Consider the following 17,918-nt stretch of genomic DNA (forward strand, 5'->3'; position numbering starts at 1 on the left):
CCGGGCGATATGAAAATCCTGATGCTTCAGGGCGGTTTCGGCGCAGGCGGGGCTGAGAAAATGATGGCTGACCTTGCCGCGCATCGTGTGCAGCATGGCGATCAGATCGTTGTGGGCGCGATGAAAATGCCCGGAGCACGCTCATTCTTCCCCTATCCCGAATCTGTCGAACTGCGTGTTCTCGATCGGCCTGACGCAAAACCGGGGCTTCTGTTGCATCCGCGTCGCGCACGCGCAATCCGTCGGCTGATAAAGGCGGAGCGGCCGGATCTCGTGATCAGCTTCCTGACCAAAGTGAACTGCCTCACCCTTCTCGCCGCAACGGGAACCGGCATCCCCGTCATTATCTCGGAGCGCAATAACCCTCGCGCCCAGGCCCCGCGTTTCTGGCGGCGGCTTCAAAACCTGCTTGCGCAGCGCGCAGCCGGGATCGCCATGCAAACCCACGCGGCGGCGAAAGATCTGCCGCCAGCAGAAGGCAAACGCGCCCATGTCATTCCCAACCATTGCCTGCCGGTCAGCTTCGTACCCGCACCGGCTGCGGACCATTGCCGTTTTGTTGCCGTTGGTCGCCTGACGGAGCAGAAGGGCTTTGATCTGCTTATTGAGGCGTTTGGAAAATTGCCTGCCGATCTGCCTGCGACCCTGTCCATATTTGGCGAGGGGGAGGCGCACCACAGTTTGCAGAACCTCATCACCAGATCCGGCCTCACGGATCGCATCCGATTGGCGGGCTTGGTGCCGACAGCGGCGGACTGGCTGGGGGCTGGCGACGTCCTGGTCGTGAGCTCCCGCTATGAAGGTTTCTGTAATGTCGTAGCCGAAGCGACCTGTTCCGGCTTTCCGATCATTTCCTTCGACTGCCCATACGGACCGTCAGAGATGGTGCGAAACGAGGAGAACGGACTGCTCATCCCAAATGGTGACGTCGATGCTATGAATGCAGCGATGGACCGGCTGGCCCGTGACCCTGAGTTGCGCAAGCGACTAGCCTCGTCTCCCGAAATCATGGTTGAGCGTCTTGACAAGCTGCGCATCATGGCAAAATGGGATCGTCTGATTGACGAAACCGCACAGAGCAGACCAAGGATCAGCCCGGCTCAAAAAGTCGTCAGCACCTCGTCAAGCTGATCAAGCGATTGGATTTTCACCTGCGCCGCATATGCCCGATCCGGAGCGTCACCGGGATGAACCCGTTCCGGGCGCAGGATTTGTACCGTTAGCCAGCCCATACGATTTGGTGTAACGAAATCCTTGGCCGCATTATCCGCGATATAGACACAGCGCCGACCATTGGCCCTCGCCGCAAGTTCTTCATAGGCGCGAGGATGCGGCTTGCCGAAACCTTCCGGCCATTGGCCCGTCGGAATTGTCGTCTCAAAATGTGGCCCCAGCCCAAGCGCCGCGATCTTGTGACGCTGTGTGCGTTCCGGTCCATCCGTTATCAGGCCGAAGCCGCCGTTGCCGCGTTGGAGATATCGCGCGGCATCCGGGCAGAGGGAGATCTCCGGCTTATGCTCCCGGTAGATCTTCACCAGTTCAGCAACATGCTGGCGATTGGTCAGCCGGCATTGCGCAAGCGCCTCGTCAAAGATGAACCGTCGATGGCCAGCGTGAAACAATGTGCGGCAAACGCCTGAGAAGTTCACAATGCCGTGCCGCGCGGCGACCCAGTCCCCCACAGCCGAAAACCCGCTGAAGACGAAGTCACGCTCCAGATAAAGCGTGTCGTCCAGATCAAAAACGATGAGGTTATTCAGTGAAGACGGCATCGTCATATCTCAGCATTGTCACCCCGTCCCGCCAATCATCATGCGCCGCGCACGCCCCATGAGTTGTTTCCTGAACCAACCAATCCACAAAGCGCGCGCCCGCATGATGCGCAAGCGGATATCCTCCACCAAACCGGGCATTGATTTCGATGATCTGCGGACCGGATTTCGTATCGTCTATCACTTGAAAGCAAAGCACACCGCGCGCGCCCGGCAGCGCCTGATGCACGCGCTCCGCCAACAGACGCAGGTCATCGCGGCGTGTGGTGCGGCCCTTTTCCACCTCGCCCGCGCGGATTTGCAGGCGCTCATGCGGCACCACACAGCGCAAGGCGCCATTCCTGTCAATGAACATATTGATCGTGTATTCCGAACCGCTGAGAACCGGCTGAAACATCATCGGCTCATGGAAGCTGTCCGGCAGGTCATCTATGTCTTCGTAGACGCCCAACCCACGGCTTGCGCTGCCACCCACGGGTTTTCCGAATAGCGGCCATCCAAGACGATCCGGCTCGGCCCGAAGCTCCGCCTCATTGATTGTGGCGGGAACCGGTGCGCCGACAGATCGCAGCGCGCTCATCGTCTTCACCTTGTCGCGGACGACCGAGATGACATTTGGCGGGGACACATGAACATACGCGCCTGCCTCCGCCAACCGGGCCGCAGCGTCTGCATATGCCGCAAGTTCCGTATCGATGGTCGGCACGATCAAACGAATGCCATTTTGCCTGACGATCTCCTCCACCCGGTCAATAAAATCAGGGTCGCCACAACGGGGCACATTGTGGGCATGGTCTGACAACAGGCAAGCGGCGGACAGGTCAGGCTGCATGTCGCAGCCATGCACCACAACCCTGCCTGCACCGACATCCGCCTGCTGAAACGCCTGCACCAATGCGCCGCGACGACCCGCGGAGGAGATCAGCACAGGGATATCAGCCCCCCCGGTCATCCGCCGATGTCGTAATATTCGCGGAACCAGTCGACATAGGCTTTTGCCCCCTCGCGAACCGATGTCTGGGGGGCATAGCCCGTCAGACGCCGGAGCAACGTCGTATCTGCCCAAGTCGCAGGGACATCGCCGGGCTGCATCGGCATCATGTTCTTGATCGCCTCACGCCCCGCAGCAGCCTCAATCGCTGAGATGAAATCGAGAAGCTGCACCGAGTCGCCATTCCCGATATTCAGCGCCCGCCACGGCGCAACTGGCGACAAACTATCCCCGTCCACTATCTCTTCAGGCTGACCGGGCCGCACAGGCGGGACATCGATCAGCAGCCGTATCGCCCTGACGAGATCGGTGACATAGGTGAAATCGCGGCGCATATCGCCGTGATTGAACACCTTGATCGGGCGACCTTCCATAATCGCACTGGTGAACAGATAGGGTGCCATGTCCGGCCTGCCCCAAGGTCCGTAGACGGTGAAAAAACGGAACATGGTTGTCGGAATATCAAACAGATGGGCATAGCTGTGCGCCATAACCTCGTTCGATTTCTTGGTCGCCGCATAGAAAGACATCTGCGTATCGACCTTATCGGTTTCGCGATACGGCATCTGCGTATTCGCGCCATATACGGAACTGGTCGACGCCATCAGCAAATGCTTCGGCTTATGCGCCCGGGCGGCTTCCAGCAATTCGAAACTGCCGAGCAGGTTCGCCTCTACATAGGCTCGCGGGTTTTCGATCGAATATCGCACGCCCGCCTGTGCTGCCAGATGAACGACCGCATCGGGCTGATGGGATGCAAACGCCTCCATCAACAGTCCCGGCTGTTCGACTTTGCCGCGGATTGACGTGTAGGCCTTACGCTCCTTCAACCGGGTTTCCCGCGCCGCCTTGAGCGCCGGATCGTAGTAGTCGTTATGGCTGTCGATCCCGACCACCTCATGACCCTCTGACAAGAGAAGGTCGGAGAGGTGGTAGCCGATGAACCCGGCGGCTCCGGTGACAAGAACGCGCATCAATCTATACCATACAGATCGCGGGTGAACACCTTGTCCGCAACGCTTGCGATATCCGCGTGCAGGCGATTGGCGAGGATGACATCGCTTTCTGCCTTGAATTTCTCCAGATCGCGTTCAACCCGGCTTTTGAAAAAATCGTCTTCCTTCAGCACCGGCTCATAAACGATGCACTCGATCCCCTTGGCCTTGATCCGCTTCATGATGCCCTGAATGGAGCTGTCGCGGAAGTTGTCGGAACCCGCCTTCATCACCAGACGATATACACCAACGACATTCGGTCTTTTGTCGATGATCTTGTCTGCAATGAAATCCTTCCGGGTCCGGTTCGATTCCACAATCGCGGCGATCAGATTCTGCGGCACCTGATCGTAATTCGCCAGAAGCTGTTTTGTGTCCTTCGGCAGGCAATAGCCGCCATAGCCGAAACTCGGATTGTTGTAGTGATCGCCGATACGCGGGTCGAGGCTGACGCCCGATATGATTTCCCGCGTCGAAAGCCCATGCGCGATGGCATAGCTGTCGAGTTCGTTGAAATAGGCGACCCGCATGGCAAGGAAGGTGTTGGAAAAAAGCTTGATCGCCTCCGCCTCCACAGCGCCGGTGAACAGCACAGGCATGTTGTTGCGAATTGCGCCCTTGACCAGAAGATCCGCGAATGTCCGGGCTGCCTCGCTACGATCGCCGACAACGATACGCGACGGGTGGAGGTTATCGTAAAGCGCCTTGCCCTCGCGCAGAAATTCCGGCGAGAAGATGATGCCGTCAAAGCCCGTCTCCTCGCGCATCCGGCTGACGAACCCGACCGGAACGGTGGATTTTATGATGATCGTGGCTTCCGGCGCGACCTCACGCACCTCAGCGATCACGGCCTCCACGCTGGAGGTATCGAATCTGTTGGATTTGGGATCGTAGTTTGTCGGTGTCGCGATCACCACGAAATCTGCGTCTCGGTAGGCGCTTCGCGCGTCCGTGGTTGCGGTCAGCTTCAGCTCCTTTTCGGACAGCCATTCGCTGATTTCCTTGTCCTCGATTGGCGACACACGGTCATTGACCATATTCGCCCGGGCCGGATTGAGGTCAACGGCAGCCACCTCGTTCTGTTGGGACAGCAGAACTGCATTCGACAATCCAACATAACCAAGACCCGCAACGGCAATTTTCATAAGCAACCTTCCAGATCAAGCAATCGCAGGCCGGTCGCTGCCGATCCGCGCAAATATTCAATACCTAGATACTAGCGACCGGCGAGGTCATGGCACCATAGCTTTTTGGCTATTATTTTAAGCAAATTGACAAAATATATCAAAATCGGTTCGGGCGACCGCAGCCGCCCAAAATCTGGAATTCTCTTTCAATGTAAGACGATAGGTCGGCAGCAGGCAGCCGGCGGGGCCTCAGGTGATCCGCCGGATGCTCTCCGCGATCTCGTCCCATTCGAAGACCCGTTTCCAGTCGTCGCGCATCAGCATCGGCTTGCCGAACTCGATTGCCTTATTGCAGGCGTCGGAGAACTGGCCCTCGCGCTCCTCAAAGATAACCGCGCCCAGAATATTCATGTGTCCCAACAGGAAGTCGCGGGCGCATTCCTTGCTGACCCCGCTGCGGGCGATGCATTCGTCCATCGCCTCACGCATCACGACAAGGAGCGAGGCGCAGACGGTTTCCGACAGCCCCGGCTCCAGCATCGCCATCTGTTTCACCGTCACCTCATAGGTACGCACGACCGGGGCGTAGATTGCGCGCGCAATGCGGTCGCCAAGCTCGTAATGCTCTCGCGGGCCTTGCATCAGCGCGTTCACCACACCCTGCTTTGCGGCGATGCCGCCAAAGTGATCGGCGCGACCTTCAGGCGTATCCTCGTCATTGAAGATTGGCGGATGACAGGGATGGGTGACGAAATAGGTGATATCTTCGCGCTCCGGAAGGTGCCCGGCGAAAGGTGCGGCGGCGTCGAGGATGACGACCATTGTGCCCGGCTCCACTGCCGGAACCACGCTTGCTGCAACCTTGCCGATCACGGTATCCGGCACGGCCAGAATGACGACCGCCGCCGCCTTCAGGGCCTCATCCTGATCAACACAGTCAAAGCCGAGCGCCTCTTTCAGCCGCGCACGACCGCCTTCGCTCACCTCAACATGGCTGACATCGAAATCGGTCCTGGCCAGATTGGTCGCCAGGCGTACGCCCATTTTCCCGCCAGCCCCGAACAGCGCGACTTTGGTCATTTCTCACCCCCAAGGTAGATATAAACGGCTTGATCAACTGGTATGATAAGATGATAATATAACCTATCTGTCAAGCAAGAAGACGGGAGGGTCAGCATGAACACCGCTCAGACGCCTTGGATCACATGGTACGGCGATGATTTCACCGGTTCCGCCGCGGTCATGGAGGTGCTGACCTTTGCGGGCATCCCATCAGTGCTGTTTTCAGACATCCCGACGCCAGAACTTTTGGCACGCTTCGCAGACAAGCCGGGCATTGGCATCGCATCGACCGCACGAAGCCATGACCCGGCCTGGATGAGGGCAAACCTCCCGTCCCCACTGGAATTCCTGCATCGGCTCGATGCACCGATCCTGCATTACAAGATTTGCTCCACCTTCGACTCTTCGCCCGAAAGCGGCTCAATCGGGCAGGCAATCGAGTTGGGCCTTCAAATTCGTCCGGCCGCAGCCGTGCCGCTGCTGACCGCCGCACCACAGATGCGGCGTTATCAGGCCTTCGGACACCTCTTTGCCGGAACGACGGAGGGGGTTTACCGGCTGGACCGTCACCCGGTCATGGCGAACCATCCCGTAACCCCGATGGCAGAGGCCGATCTGTTGCAGCATCTTGCAGCGCAGACGCGGCTGCCCGGCGGGCTGATCGATCTGGAGACGCTATGGGGTGACCCCCAATGCCAGCTGGAGGCGCTTCTGGACAGCGGCACCCGCATCATATCCCTCGACAGTATGGAGCCGGTGTCCGAGGCGGCGGCAGGCGCGCTTATCTGGGAAAATCGCGACCGGCTCGGCTTCGTGGTCGGTTCGCAGGGCGTTGAATATGCGCTTGTCCGGCATTGGCAGAAGATCGGGAAGCTAACTCGGCCCGACCCCGCTGGCAGCGCAGGCAAGGTCGACCGGATCGCCGCCGTGTCCGGGTCGGTCGCGCCCGTGACCGCCCAGCAGCTTGTTTGGGCTGGCAAGAACGGCTTTTCCCTGCTGGAATTCGACGCCAGCCTTGTCTGCGCAGACGACAGCGCCCTGAAAGCCGAAGAAGACCGGCTGACATCGGCAGCAATCGACGCCGCGAAAAGCGGCTCAAGCCCGCTGGTTCATTCTGCTGCGGGACATGACGGACCGGCGGTCGCCCGCTATCGCGCCGCGCTTGCCGCCAGCGGGATGGATAAGGAAACCGCCAATCGCCGCATCGGTGAGACGCTTGGGCGGATCCTGAACCGGGTACTTCAGCAGACAGGCATCCGGCGCGCTGTCATCTCCGGCGGGGACACATCGGGTCACGGCATGCGCCAGCTTGGGCTGTCCGCATTGGAGGCGATAGCACCGACCATACCCGGCGCGGCCCTGTGCAGAGCCTATGGCGACGGACCGAATGACGGGCTGGAGATCGCACTAAAGGGCGGACAGATGGGATCGGAGGATTTCTTCGGCTGGATCCGCGACGGTGGCGGGCCGCGATAACCGTCAGTCAGCCCTGCGTCTCGAACGAGGCGCGTGAGCGTTCAAGGTGCCGCCGCATCTCCTCGCCTGCAGCATCGGGGTCACGGGCCTCGATATGATCGACGATCTTGGCATGTTCCCTCAGGGTCACCTCCTCGCTGCCCAAGCGGTGCAGCAGGGCCACATGATACTCGAACAACCAGCCCAGCATGGCCTCCGAAACCGAAAGGATGATCGGATTGTCTCTGAGCGACGCGATCTTGCGATGAAACGCCATATCGGCGGAGATGAAAGACGTCGCATCTCCGCTGTCGAGTTCCGCCCGTTGCCGCGCCACCAGATCGCGCAGTTCGGCAATGTCATCGACAGAGGCTTTCGCGGCAGCAATGCGCACCATACCAACCTCGAACAACTGGCGGGCCTGTTTGAGGTGATCGAGATTTCCCGGCGCAAGTCCGAGAACCAGCCGCGCCAGCCCATCCGTGTGGTTCAGCACCGTGGCCGGGTTGATCTCATTCACACGCGACCTCTCGCCATGGCTGATCGTGATCAGCCCGCTATTGTGCAATGACTGCAGCGCCTCTCGCACAGCCGGTCGACCGACCCCAAATCGCGCCATCAGCGCACGTTCGGACGGCATGGCATCGCCGGGTTTCAGTTCCTGGGTGCGGATCATGTCATGCAGCCGCTCCAACACCTGATCCGACAGCTTTCGCCTGACGATCCTGTCATCGTCTGACCCGTGGCTGGATACCATTGGTGAAACTCGCCTCCATACTGGTATCATCACATGATCACATTGCTCATCGGTTGTTCAAGCGCAATCCACAACGGCATCCAAAGCGGGTCATGTTGTCCACGCCCACAATGAGCAGTACATATCAGAAGGCGTATTTCAGAGGGTTTTTCGATGAGCGATGATTTCATCCGCGTGACCTACCGCATCGAATGCGCGGGTGATCCCGCGGCAATGGCGGCAAAAATCGCGTCAGACCAGTCCACCGGCACCTTTACGGAACTGCCCGGAGAAACCGAAGATGTCCGCCACCGCTGTGCCGCGAGGGTCGAGGATGTCCGCACCCTGCCCCCGGTCGAGCGCCCCTCCTTCCCGCAGACGGACGGCGTCGGCCCGTTCAACCGCACCGACGCCGTCATCGCCTACCCGCTGGACGCGGTCGGCACCGACTTCGCGGCGCTGATGACAATCACAGTCGGCGGCGTCTATTCGGCGCGCGGCCTCAGCGGCATCAGGGTGATGGATTTCGACCTGCCGCCCGTCTACGCCGAACATCCCGGTCCGCAATTCGGCATCGACGGTTCCCGCAGGCTGACCGGCGTGACCGAGGGACCGATCATCGCCTCCATCATCAAGCCCTCGCTGGGACTGACGCCGGAGGAAACCGCCAAGGTCATCGCAGAGCTTTGCGCCGCCGGGGTCGATTTCATCAAGGACGATGAAAAACTGATGAGCCCGGCCTATTCGCCGCTCTCGGCCCGGATCGACGCAATCATGCCGGTCATCCGCGACCACGAGCAGCGGACCGGCAAGCGGGTGATGTATGCGTTCGGCATCTCCTCCGCCGATCCCGACACGATGATGCGCAATCACGATATGGTGGTTGAGGCAGGCGGCAATGCGGCGGTCATCAATATCAACTCCATCGGCTATGGCGGGATGAGTTTCCTGCGCAAACGCTCGGCGCTTTGCCTTCACGCGCATCGCAATGGCTGGGACATCCTGACCCGGCATCCCGGGCTGGGGATGGAGTTTCGCGCCTATCAGAAAATCTGGCGATTGCTGGGCGTTGACCAGTTTCAGATCAATGGCATCCGCGCGAAATACTGGGAACCGGATGAGAGCTTCGTGCGCAGCTTTCAGGACTGTATGACCCCGATCTTTTCCGACGCTGACAGGCCCTTACCAGTGGTCTGCTCTGGTCAATGGGGCGGGCAGGCCGTCGACACCTATGCGTACACAGGGCGTACACTGGACCTGATGTATCTGGCAGGCGGCGGCATTCATGGCCACCCGATGGGTCCCGCCGCCGGGGTCCGGGCGATCCGACAGGCATGGGACGCGGCAGCAGCAGGTGAAACGCTGGACGATGCCGCCCGCACCCATCCGGAGCTTGCCGCGTCATTGGCGAAGTTCGGCGGCAAGAAAAACGCGCCGCCTGCCGCTCGTCTGGCAAGAGGCGGCGCGAAAGATCAGCCGTGCTGCGCCGTCACGGTCTTGAGGCGTGAGAACCCATAAAGCGCCTCGAACCCTTTTTCGCGGCCATGACCGGACTTGCCGACCCCGCCGAAGGGCAGTTCGACCCCGCCACCGGCGCCGTAATTATTGATAAAGACCTGCCCGACATTCAGCTTGCGCGCCATGCGCATCTGCCGCCCGCCGTCGCGGGTCCAGACACCCGCCACCAGCCCATATTCGGTGCCATTCGCGATGCGGATCGCGTCGGCCTCGTCCTCAAACGGGATCATCACCTGAACCGGGCCGAAGATCTCCTCCTGCGCCAGACGATGATCGGGGGAGACATCGGCGAACAGAACCGGCGCGACATAGTTGCCACCGGCTGGCGCATCATCCCGGATCTTGCCCTCTGCCGCGACCGTCAGGTCCTGCTTCCCGAGTTCGATAAATTTGGACACGATGTCTTTCTGCTTCTTCGACACCAAGGGACCGAGGTCGCAGTTATCCGGCGCAGGACCGACAACGAGGCCGCCATAGACCTCCGCCATGCGGCGGCGCACCTCTTCATAGATGCCACGCTGCACGAGAACCCGCGACGCAGCCGAGCAAGTCTGCCCTGCCGCCTGCATACAGGCCCCGACCAGCGTCGGCAGCGCCGCGTCAAGGTCGACATCGTCAAACACGATATGCGGCGATTTGCCGCCAAGCTCCAGCGTCACCGGAACCACGTTCTTCGCTGCCGCTTCCTGAATGTGGCGTCCTGTCGCGACCGACCCGGTGAAGGAGACATGATGGACATCGGGATGGGTCGAAAGCGCGGCACCGACCTCTGCCCCGTAGCCGGTCACCACGTTGAGCGCCCCTGCGGGAAGCCCCGCCTCCGCCGCAATCGCCGCAAAGGCCAGCGAGGAAAGCGACGCATCCTCCGCCGGTTTCAGCACGCAGGCATTGCCCATAGCCAAAGCCGCACCGATCGAACGGCCCAGTATCTGCATCGGGTAGTTCCACGGAATGATATGCCCGGTCACGCCATGCGGCTCGCGCAGCGTGTAGACGGTAAAGCCTTCCTGATACGGGATCGTGGTGCCATGCACCTTGTCCGCCGCACCGCCATAGAACTCCAGATAGCGGGCGAGGTTGACCGCATCGGCCTGTGCCTGCTTCATCGGCTTGCCGACATCGGTTGATTCCAGATAGGCGAGTTCTTCGGCGCGGCTCAGCACCATCTGCGCCATACGCGCCAGCAGCCGCCCCCGCTCAACCGCCGGGGTGCGTCCCCATTCGCCCTCCATCGCGGCTTCGGCGGCAACAACGGCAGCGTCCACATCGGCGGCACTGCCCTGCCCGATCTCTCCGATCACCTCGCCGGTGGAGGGGTTTTCGACCGGGATCGTGTCCGCATGGCCGGGCTTTCGCCACTGCCCGCCGATATAAATCATCGTCGGATCGAACCAGAGCGAATTTGCGATTTTCATATCATCCTCCTGGGATTGAAGCCGTCGCAGATTGACCGGCAGGCCAGCGCCTGATCACGGTGTTTTCCCCGGCAGCAATACGGCATTCCACAATTGCCCGGCAGTATCTACCGCTGCCGCGCGCGGCGCAAGAAGCACTGGAAAAGGCGGCAGGGGCGCTCAGGAATGTCGTTGACAAGCCGTGATGGGATTGTCAGGAATTTTATACCGCGTCGGTTGTCATGTATTCGCAATCAGATGCGAGGGGGCGGGACTGGAACCCTTCATCCCGCTCATTTCTGGGAGGAAATCATATGAAATTCGTTGCTTTTTGCACCGCCGCCCTGACAACCGCGACCAGCGTCGTCGCAGTTCAGGCAGCGGAATGGAACTTTGCCCTTACGCCGCCGCTAGAGTCACATTATGGCGCTGCCGCAACCACCTTCGCCGAACAGATGGCCGAGCTTTCGGGCGGCGACATCACCGTCAATGTCAAGGCTGGCGGGGTACTTGGCGGCGAGCGGGAGATGCTGGAGGGGATGCAGATCGGCACCATCGAGCTGGGCATCAGCTCCACCGGGCCAATCGGGAACTTCATACCGGAAACTTATGCGCTCGACTTCCCGTTCCTGTTCGACAGCTATGAAAGCGCGCGCGCCGTGCTGGATGGTGAGATCGGTCAGGAACTGCTCGACAAGTTCAGCGATGTCGGCCTCGTCGGGTTGGCGTGGGGTGAAAACGGGTTCCGCAACATCACCAGTTCACGCGGCCCGATCAGTTCGCCCGCTGATGTCGAAGGGCTGAAAATCCGCACGATGGAGAACGAGGTGCATCTGGACGCCTTCTCCGAAATGGGTGCCGCGCCGACCCCGATGAGCTGGACCGAAGTCATCACCTCGCTCCAGCAGGGCACGATTGACGCGCAGGAAAACCCGATCCCGATCATCGTGGCGAATAATCTCTGGGAGGTGCAGCCCTATGCCAGCATGACCCAGCATGTCTACTCGCCCGCCGTGATCGTGATGTCGCAGATAACCTGGGACGGACTGAGCGAAGAGCAGCAGGGCTGGGTGCGCGAGGCCGCGAAGGCCGCAGCCGCAGCCGACCGCGCCGTCGTCGATCAGAACGAGGCCGACGGCGTCGCCATGATGCGCGAAAACGGCATGGAAGTGGTCGAGGACGTCGACAAGGAAGCCTTCGCCGCAGCCGTTCAGCCGACCTATGACAAGCTCGCCGAAGAATATGGCGTTGCCGATCTTGTGGACCGCATCCGCGCGGCGCAAGAGTAATCCTGACATGCGGGCGTCGTGACGGCGTCCGCATTCTTCACCTCCGTCAAAGAGGTTCTCATGGCCGGACCCGTTCAGAAAGCCGCCGAGCGGCTGATTTCATTGACCCATAATCTCGCGGCGCTGCTGCTCGCCTTCGCGTCGTTTCTGGTCGTCTATCAGGTGTTCACCCGCTTCGTGATCGGCCATTCCGCCGGCTGGTCAGAGGTCGCGGCACGCGGCACGGTGATCTGGATGGTGTTCATGGCCGCAGGTGTCGGGTTCCGCATCGGCGCGATGATCTCTCTGGAGTTCATCCGCGGCGTATTGCCGCCGGGGCCGCGCAATATCCTGATGTGGGTCGTGACCGGGCTGACGCTGTTGTTCCTCGGCATTCTCGCCTGGTACGGGCTGCAAATGACCCTGCGGGTGCAGAACCAGCGGATTGCAATGCTCGGCGTCTCGATGAGCTGGTTTTATGCCGCTATCCCCATTGGCTGCCTGCTGGCGATCCCCGGCGTTCTGCTGGCGCATTTCGCGCCGGTCAAGCGCAATGAGGAGGAGATTATCGAATGAACGCCGCACTCGCCGTTTCGCTTATCGTCCTTTTCATCATCTCCGTCCCGGTTGCGGTTGCCATCGGTCTGGCCTCCGTTTTCGGGATCACCTTCTTTTCCAATCTCCCGCTGCTGGTGGTGCCGCAGAAAATCTTCACCAGCCTCGACAGTTTTCCGCTGCTGGCGGTGCCGTTCTTCATCCTCGCTGGCAATCTGATGAGTCACGGCGGCGTGTCGCGCCGGCTGGTCGACTTCGCAAAGTCCATCGTCGGCGGAATGCAGGGTGGGCTGGCCAGCACCTGTATCGTGACCTGCATGATCTTCGCCGCCATCTCAGGCTCATCGGTCGCAACCACCTTCGCCATCGGCTCCATCCTGATCCCGGCAATGGTCAAACACGGCTACCCGACGCCAATGGCCGCGACGATTCAGGCATCCTCCGCCGAGCTGGGCGTGATTATTCCGCCCTCCGTTCCGATGATCATCTATGCGGTTTCAACCGAAACCTCGGTCTCGCGGCTGTTCATGGCCGGGATCGGGCCGGGCATCCTGATTGCCGGGATGCTGATCCTGATGGTGCAGATCTGGTGCCGCGTGAAGGGCTACGGCAAGAATGACGGCGATGAGAGCCTGTCGATCCTGAGCAGTACCTACAAGGCGTTCTGGGCGCTCATGCTGCCGATCATCATCCTTGGCGGCATCTATGGCGGCGTGTTCACCCCGACTGAGGCTGCGGCAGTTGCCGTCGCCTATGCGCTGTTCGTCGGGTTGTTCATCTACAAGGAACTGACCTTCAGCGGCCTGCCGGAGATTTTCCGCACCGCTGTCGTGAATACCGGCGCGATCATGCTGATCATCGGCACCGCCGGGTTGCTGTCCTTCCTCATCAGCCTATCGGGGCTGCCGCAGGTAATTGGTGGCTGGGCCGAGGGGAATTTCAGCAGCCAGTGGAGCTTCCTGCTGTTCATCAACCTTCTGCTGTTCTTCGTCGGCATGTTCGTGGAGACATCGGCGGCAATCCTCGTCCTCGGCCCGATCCTCGCGCCGGTCGCAATCAATTACGGCGTCGATCCGGTGCATTTCGGCATCGTCATGATCGTCAATCTGGCAATGGGCATGATCACGCCGCCGCTCGGGGTGAACCTGTTTGCGGCTTCAGCTGTGGCGGGGATTCCGGTGCAGCGGATGTTCAAGACATTGCTGATGCCGCTTGGTACGGTCATCATCGCCCTGCTGCTGATCACCTATGTGCCCCAGATCAGCCTGTTTCTGACGCGGTCAATGTAGGCGAGAGGCACATCATGTTTTTTCCGGAACGGATCAGCGAATGACAACGAAGCGCTACAGAATCGCAACCATCGACGGCGACGGAATCGGGCCGGAGGTCTCTCAGGCGGCGCTCCGTGTTCTGAAAACCGCCTGCGGCGATATGCTGGATTTCGACATGCTCGACGGCGGCGCCGGGCATTATCAGAAGACCGGCCAAGTCCTGCCAGAGGACACGTTCAACGCCTGCCGCGAGGCCGATGCGATCCTTCACGGTGCGGCAGGTCTGCCCGGCGTCGTCTATCCTGACGGGACCGAGGTCGGCAACGATCTGCATCTTCGCCTGCGTTTCCGGTTGGACCTTTACGCCAATGTCCGCCCGGTCAAGCTGCTGCCGGGCGTGGTATCCCCTCTGCGCGGATATGAGGGCGGCGGGATCGACTATGTCATCGTGCGCGAGAACACCGAAGGGCTGTATGCCAGCCGTGGTGCGGGGGTTCTGCTGCGGGATGAGTTCGCCTCCGACAGTCTTGTGACCACACGCAAAGGGACGGAACGTGTGGCCGAGTTTGCCTTCCGGCTGGCCGAAAGCCGAAATGGCGCGCTCAGCGACGGTAAGAAGCGTGTCACCGTCTGCGACAAGGCCAATATCCTGCGCAGCTACGCGTTTTTCCGCGCGATCTGCGACGAGGTACATCAGCAGCATCCTGATGTCGCGATTGACTATGCCTATGCCGACGCGATCACGGTCCATATGGTCAAGCGGCCCGAGTTCTACGATGTGATCGTGGCGGAGAATATGTTCGGCGACATCATCTCGGACCTCGGCGCAGCAACGGCGGGGGGTATGGGTATTTCCCCGTCAGGCGAGATCGGCGACGAACATGCGCTGTTTCAGGGCGCACACGGCTCCGCCCCCGATATTGCGGGACAGGATGCGGCCAGCCCGATGGCAACCGTGCTGTCTGCCGTCATGATGCTTCGCTGGCTGAACGATCGCCACGGCGACCCGCGACTGGCCGAGGCGGCTGACCGCATCGAGACAGCAGCGGGCCGGGTTCTGTCGGAGAATATCGCCGTGCCCCGCGATCTCGGCGGCAATGCAAGATGCAGCGAAGTGGCCGAGGCGATCTGCCGCGCTCTGGGCTGAGGAAAGGACGAAAGATGGAAAAGATGAAAGTCGGCATTGTCGGTGTCGGGCTGATGGGCCACGGGATCGCCCGCAATATCGCTGCAAATGGCTGGCCGCTCGCCTATCTGCGCCATCCGGGCAATCAGCCGACCGATGATCTGGACGCGGCAGGCGCACGGGGTTTCGACAGCGCAGCCGAAATGGCGGCGGAGAGCGACGTGGTGCTGCTTTGCGTGACGGGAACGCCGCAGGTGGAAGACGTGCTGCTCGGGTCCGGCGGGGTTCTGGGCGCGCTGCGTCCGGGGTCCGTCGTCGTCGACTGCTCGACCGCCGTGCCGGAATCGACCGTGGCGCTTGCCGCAAAGGTGCAGGGTGCAGGCGCGCATTTCGTCGACGCGGCCATGACCCGTACCCCGAAAGAGGCGGAGGAGGGAAGGCTCAACCTGCTGATCGGGGGCGCGCCGGAGGTCGTCGCACGGATCACGCCGCTTCTTGAGACGTTTTCCGAAAACCGCTTTCATGCCGGTCCGCCTGGCGCAGGTCACCGGCTGAAGCTGCTGCATAATTTCGTCTCGCTCGGCACGGTGACGCTGATCTCGGAAGCTGCTGCCTCCGCCCGTCGTTCGGGCATTCCCGATGAGGTGTTCGTGGACTGCCTACGCCGCGGCGGCGGTCATGGCGCCGGACTTGATCGCTTGTCGCCTTTTCTGCTGGAAGGCGCCGTCGATCAGATGCGGTTTACGATCAACAACAGCCTGAAGGACCTGAGCTATTATAACCGCATGACGGCAGAGCTGGGCACGCCCGATCTGGTCGCCGCTGCGGTCCGCGACACATTGCAGAAGCTGGTGGATGACGGACACGGGGATATTTTCCTGCCGGAACAACCTGAATTGATGCTGAAACAGGCAGAGGGCAAGTCCGGGTAGCTTTCCGACGATCCGGACAGCAATCCGTTCACGCAGATCGCCACGGCAGGGTTCCGGGGGGCAACCGCCCGCCCAACCTGTCTGTCAACAGCACCAGTAACCCAACCAGAGCCAATGCCATGACCGAAAGCGCAGCGGCCCCGGTCGAATTGCCCTCATACTGCATGGAGAATATCTGCACCCCGATTGTCTCATGCCCCGCCGACCAGAGCAGCGCAGACAGGGTCAGTTCATTCACAGCGGTCATGAAGATCAGCAGCCCGCCTGCAATCGCCGCAGGCAGAACCCCCGGTCCGGCAATCCGGGCAATGCGCCGTAAAACACCTGCCCCGGCGATCCGCGCCGCCTCGTCCAATGACGGATCGGTGGCGGAGATCGACGCCTCGACCGGGCGCAGCGCCATCGGCAGGAAACGCCCCAGATAGGCGATGAGCAGGATCAGGGCGGTTCCGTATATCGACACACCGATAACCGGCAGCGGGCGCAGATAGACGAGGATCATCGACAGGGCGAGCACCGTTCCCGGCACCACGAATGCCGCATCGGCAAGCCAGCTCAGCGCCTTGGCAAACGGGTTGCGCGCCGTGACGGACAGCCAACCCAGGACAATGGCGACCAAGGCAGACATGAACCCGGCCAGCCCCGCCAGACCGAAGGAATTCGCAAATGCCCGCCGAACCGCCGGATTTGCAATTGCGGCGTCGAAATTCTTCAGGCTTGCGGTCTCCAGCCCGAAGGGAACACCAAGTGCGGGAACCAGCGCCGTTGTGGTCAAAGCGATGATCGGCAGGATCGACAGCCACAGCAGCACGAGCCATAATATCGCAAGGAAGGCCCACTTGCCGCGACCGGGATCAAACCCGGCGAACCCTGCCCCCGGCGGAAGCGGCACGGATAAGCGCCTCAGCACAACCTGCCGCAACAGAAGCGCCAACGCCGCAAGCAAAACCAGAACCAGCGCCATGACCGCCACCTTACCCATCACGGCAGGGCCGAAGCCGTTAAGTTGGCGATAAATCAGGGTGGTCAGAACCGGAAACCGCCCCGGAATACCCAGAAGCGCCGGCACGCCGAAATTGCCGATGGCCGCGGCGAATGCAAGAACCGCACCCGCAGCGAGGGACGGCACCGTCAGCGGGAAAATAACCCTCGCAGCGATGCGCCCCTGCCCCGCACCACCGATACGCGCCGCCTCGACAAGGTCACCGGGGATGGCCGACAGGCTGGCCCGGACAGCGATGAAGACCAGCGGCATATGCTCCAGCCCCATCAGCCAGGCCACACCTGCGCCTGAATACATCGGATTTGAAGCACCGGGCGGCGGTGCCAGTCCGAACAGGCCAAGCGCGAACGAGCCGCTGCCCATCATCTCGATCCATGCCAGCGCCATGATCTGGGACGGAATCAGCAGCGGCGACAGGGCCAGAAAGCTGATCAACGCACGCCCCGGCAGTCGCAGCAGCCCGGTCGCGAAAGCCAGCACCCCACCCAGAACCGTGGAAATGAAAACCGATCCGCCGGACGCCGCAAGCGTGTTGCTGAAAGCACTTTGAAACGCACGGGAGCCCAGAGTCTCCCGCATAAGACCCAGCGTCTGACCGCTATCCCCCGGCATCAGCGCCAGCGCAAAAAGTCGCAGCAACGGCCAGGCGCCGGTCAGCAGAACATATGCGGCAAGGAGGGCGACGATCAGATGAACGCCGCCCCCTGCATTGC

Annotated in this window: 16 protein-coding genes; 8 read left to right on the forward strand and 8 right to left on the reverse strand. The window is 61.1% G+C overall.

All coding sequences use genetic code 11. The features are described 5' to 3' along the window. The first annotated feature begins 21 nt into the window (after positions 1–21). Positions 22–1,131, forward strand: a complete 1,110-nt coding sequence (locus PAF12_RS12505; protein ID WP_271109703.1) for a glycosyltransferase — start codon at positions 22–24, stop codon at positions 1,129–1,131. Here PAF12_RS12505 and PAF12_RS12510 read toward each other — a convergent pair. The 5 genes from PAF12_RS12510 to PAF12_RS12530 form a co-directional block, all read right to left on the reverse strand. After that, entirely contained in the window at positions 1,101–1,778 is a 678-nt protein-coding gene (locus tag PAF12_RS12510) for an HAD family hydrolase (RefSeq protein ID WP_271107286.1), read from the reverse strand. The two genes, PAF12_RS12505 and PAF12_RS12510, sit on opposite strands and share 31 nt — an antisense overlap. Next, positions 1,753–2,724, reverse strand: coding sequence for an ATP-grasp domain-containing protein (locus PAF12_RS12515; protein ID WP_271107287.1), 972 nt, complete (start codon positions 2,722–2,724; stop codon positions 1,753–1,755). Before PAF12_RS12515 ends, PAF12_RS12510 begins: the two co-directional genes overlap by 26 nt. After that, positions 2,721–3,740: an NAD-dependent epimerase/dehydratase family protein gene (locus PAF12_RS12520; RefSeq protein WP_271107288.1), complete on the reverse strand. Its 1,020-nt coding sequence runs from the start codon at positions 3,738–3,740 to the stop codon at positions 2,721–2,723. The genes PAF12_RS12515 and PAF12_RS12520 overlap by 4 nt, the downstream gene beginning before the upstream one ends. Beyond that, positions 3,737–4,903 carry a nucleotide sugar dehydrogenase gene (locus PAF12_RS12525; RefSeq protein WP_271107289.1) on the reverse strand — a complete coding sequence of 389 codons (1,167 nt, stop codon included), beginning with the start codon at positions 4,901–4,903 and terminating at the stop codon, positions 3,737–3,739. Before PAF12_RS12525 ends, PAF12_RS12520 begins: the two co-directional genes overlap by 4 nt. Positions 4,904–5,134: 231 nt before the next feature. Beyond that, positions 5,135–5,965 carry a phosphogluconate dehydrogenase C-terminal domain-containing protein gene (locus tag PAF12_RS12530; protein ID WP_271107291.1) on the reverse strand — a complete coding sequence of 277 codons (831 nt, stop codon included), beginning with the start codon at positions 5,963–5,965 and terminating at the stop codon, positions 5,135–5,137. A gap of 96 nt (positions 5,966–6,061) precedes the next feature. On the opposite strand from PAF12_RS12530, the gene PAF12_RS12535 reads away from it, so the two are divergent. After that, complete coding sequence (locus PAF12_RS12535) at positions 6,062–7,423, forward strand: four-carbon acid sugar kinase family protein (protein ID WP_271107293.1); 1,362 nt, start codon at positions 6,062–6,064, stop codon at positions 7,421–7,423. A 7-nt stretch (positions 7,424–7,430) separates the two neighbouring features. Here PAF12_RS12535 and nanR read toward each other — a convergent pair whose 3' ends face one another. Beyond that, complete coding sequence (gene nanR / locus PAF12_RS12540) at positions 7,431–8,159, reverse strand: transcriptional regulator NanR (RefSeq protein ID WP_271107294.1); 729 nt, start codon at positions 8,157–8,159, stop codon at positions 7,431–7,433. A 153-nt stretch (positions 8,160–8,312) separates the two neighbouring features. Here nanR and oiaX point away from each other — a divergent pair, with 153 nt between their 5' ends. After that, the gene (gene oiaX / locus PAF12_RS12545) at positions 8,313–9,656 is read left to right on the forward strand and encodes a 3-oxo-isoapionate-4-phosphate decarboxylase OiaX (RefSeq protein WP_271107295.1); all 1,344 of its coding nucleotides are present in this window, start codon (positions 8,313–8,315) and stop codon (positions 9,654–9,656) included. Here the strand turns inward: oiaX and PAF12_RS12550 are convergent. Beyond that, entirely contained in the window at positions 9,611–11,071 is a 1,461-nt protein-coding gene (locus PAF12_RS12550) for an aldehyde dehydrogenase family protein (RefSeq protein WP_271107296.1), read from the reverse strand. The two genes, oiaX and PAF12_RS12550, sit on opposite strands and share 46 nt — an antisense overlap. 293 nt (positions 11,072–11,364) lie before the next feature. Between PAF12_RS12550 and PAF12_RS12555 the strand changes: the two genes are divergently transcribed. The 5 genes from PAF12_RS12555 to PAF12_RS12575 are packed head-to-tail and all read left to right on the forward strand — an operon-like array spanning position 11,365 to position 16,202. Next, positions 11,365–12,339 (forward strand): TRAP transporter substrate-binding protein, encoded by a 975-nt coding sequence (locus tag PAF12_RS12555; RefSeq protein ID WP_271107297.1) that lies wholly within the window; start codon positions 11,365–11,367, stop codon positions 12,337–12,339. Positions 12,340–12,399: 60 nt separating this feature from the next. Next, complete coding sequence (locus PAF12_RS12560; protein WP_271107298.1) at positions 12,400–12,894, forward strand: TRAP transporter small permease; 495 nt, start codon at positions 12,400–12,402, stop codon at positions 12,892–12,894. Next, positions 12,891–14,162, forward strand: coding sequence for a TRAP transporter large permease (locus PAF12_RS12565; RefSeq protein WP_271107299.1), 1,272 nt, complete (start codon positions 12,891–12,893; stop codon positions 14,160–14,162). Before PAF12_RS12560 ends, PAF12_RS12565 begins: the two co-directional genes overlap by 4 nt. Before the next feature lie 40 nt (positions 14,163–14,202). Next, positions 14,203–15,291 carry an isocitrate/isopropylmalate dehydrogenase family protein gene (locus tag PAF12_RS12570; protein ID WP_271107300.1) on the forward strand — a complete coding sequence of 363 codons (1,089 nt, stop codon included), beginning with the start codon at positions 14,203–14,205 and terminating at the stop codon, positions 15,289–15,291. After that, positions 15,249–16,202, forward strand: a complete 954-nt coding sequence (locus tag PAF12_RS12575; RefSeq protein ID WP_271107301.1) for an NAD(P)-dependent oxidoreductase — start codon at positions 15,249–15,251, stop codon at positions 16,200–16,202. Before PAF12_RS12570 ends, PAF12_RS12575 begins: the two co-directional genes overlap by 43 nt. Positions 16,203–16,230: 28 nt before the next feature. Here PAF12_RS12575 and PAF12_RS12580 read toward each other — a convergent pair whose 3' ends face one another. Continuing rightward, positions 16,231–17,844, reverse strand: coding sequence for an iron ABC transporter permease (locus tag PAF12_RS12580; protein ID WP_271107302.1), 1,614 nt, complete (start codon positions 17,842–17,844; stop codon positions 16,231–16,233). Positions 17,845–17,918: the final 74 nt, after the last annotated feature.

Origin of the sequence: Paracoccus sp. SCSIO 75233, from assembly GCF_027912675.1 — a bacterium.
GTDB lineage: Bacteria > Pseudomonadota > Alphaproteobacteria > Rhodobacterales > Rhodobacteraceae > Paracoccus.

Coding starts and splice junctions, on each gene's coding strand:
- PAF12_RS12505 (WP_271109703.1), top strand. CDS start 22: ATGCTTCAGGGCGGTTTCGGCGCAGGCGGGGCTGAGAAAATGATGGCT.
- PAF12_RS12510 (WP_271107286.1), bottom strand. CDS start 1,778: ATGACGATGCCGTCTTCACTGAATAACCTCATCGTTTTTGATCTGGAC.
- PAF12_RS12515 (WP_271107287.1), bottom strand. CDS start 2,724: ATGACCGGGGGGGCTGATATCCCTGTGCTGATCTCCTCCGCGGGTCGT.
- PAF12_RS12525 (WP_271107289.1), bottom strand. CDS start 4,903: ATGAAAATTGCCGTTGCGGGTCTTGGTTATGTTGGATTGTCGAATGCA.
- PAF12_RS12530 (WP_271107291.1), bottom strand. CDS start 5,965: ATGACCAAAGTCGCGCTGTTCGGGGCTGGCGGGAAAATGGGCGTACGC.
- PAF12_RS12535 (WP_271107293.1), top strand. CDS start 6,062: ATGAACACCGCTCAGACGCCTTGGATCACATGGTACGGCGATGATTTC.
- nanR (WP_271107294.1), bottom strand. CDS start 8,159: ATGGTATCCAGCCACGGGTCAGACGATGACAGGATCGTCAGGCGAAAG.
- oiaX (WP_271107295.1), top strand. CDS start 8,313: ATGAGCGATGATTTCATCCGCGTGACCTACCGCATCGAATGCGCGGGT.
- PAF12_RS12550 (WP_271107296.1), bottom strand. CDS start 11,071: ATGAAAATCGCAAATTCGCTCTGGTTCGATCCGACGATGATTTATATC.
- PAF12_RS12555 (WP_271107297.1), top strand. CDS start 11,365: ATGAAATTCGTTGCTTTTTGCACCGCCGCCCTGACAACCGCGACCAGC.
- PAF12_RS12560 (WP_271107298.1), top strand. CDS start 12,400: ATGGCCGGACCCGTTCAGAAAGCCGCCGAGCGGCTGATTTCATTGACC.
- PAF12_RS12565 (WP_271107299.1), top strand. CDS start 12,891: ATGAACGCCGCACTCGCCGTTTCGCTTATCGTCCTTTTCATCATCTCC.
- PAF12_RS12570 (WP_271107300.1), top strand. CDS start 14,203: ATGACAACGAAGCGCTACAGAATCGCAACCATCGACGGCGACGGAATC.
- PAF12_RS12575 (WP_271107301.1), top strand. CDS start 15,249: ATGCAGCGAAGTGGCCGAGGCGATCTGCCGCGCTCTGGGCTGAGGAAA.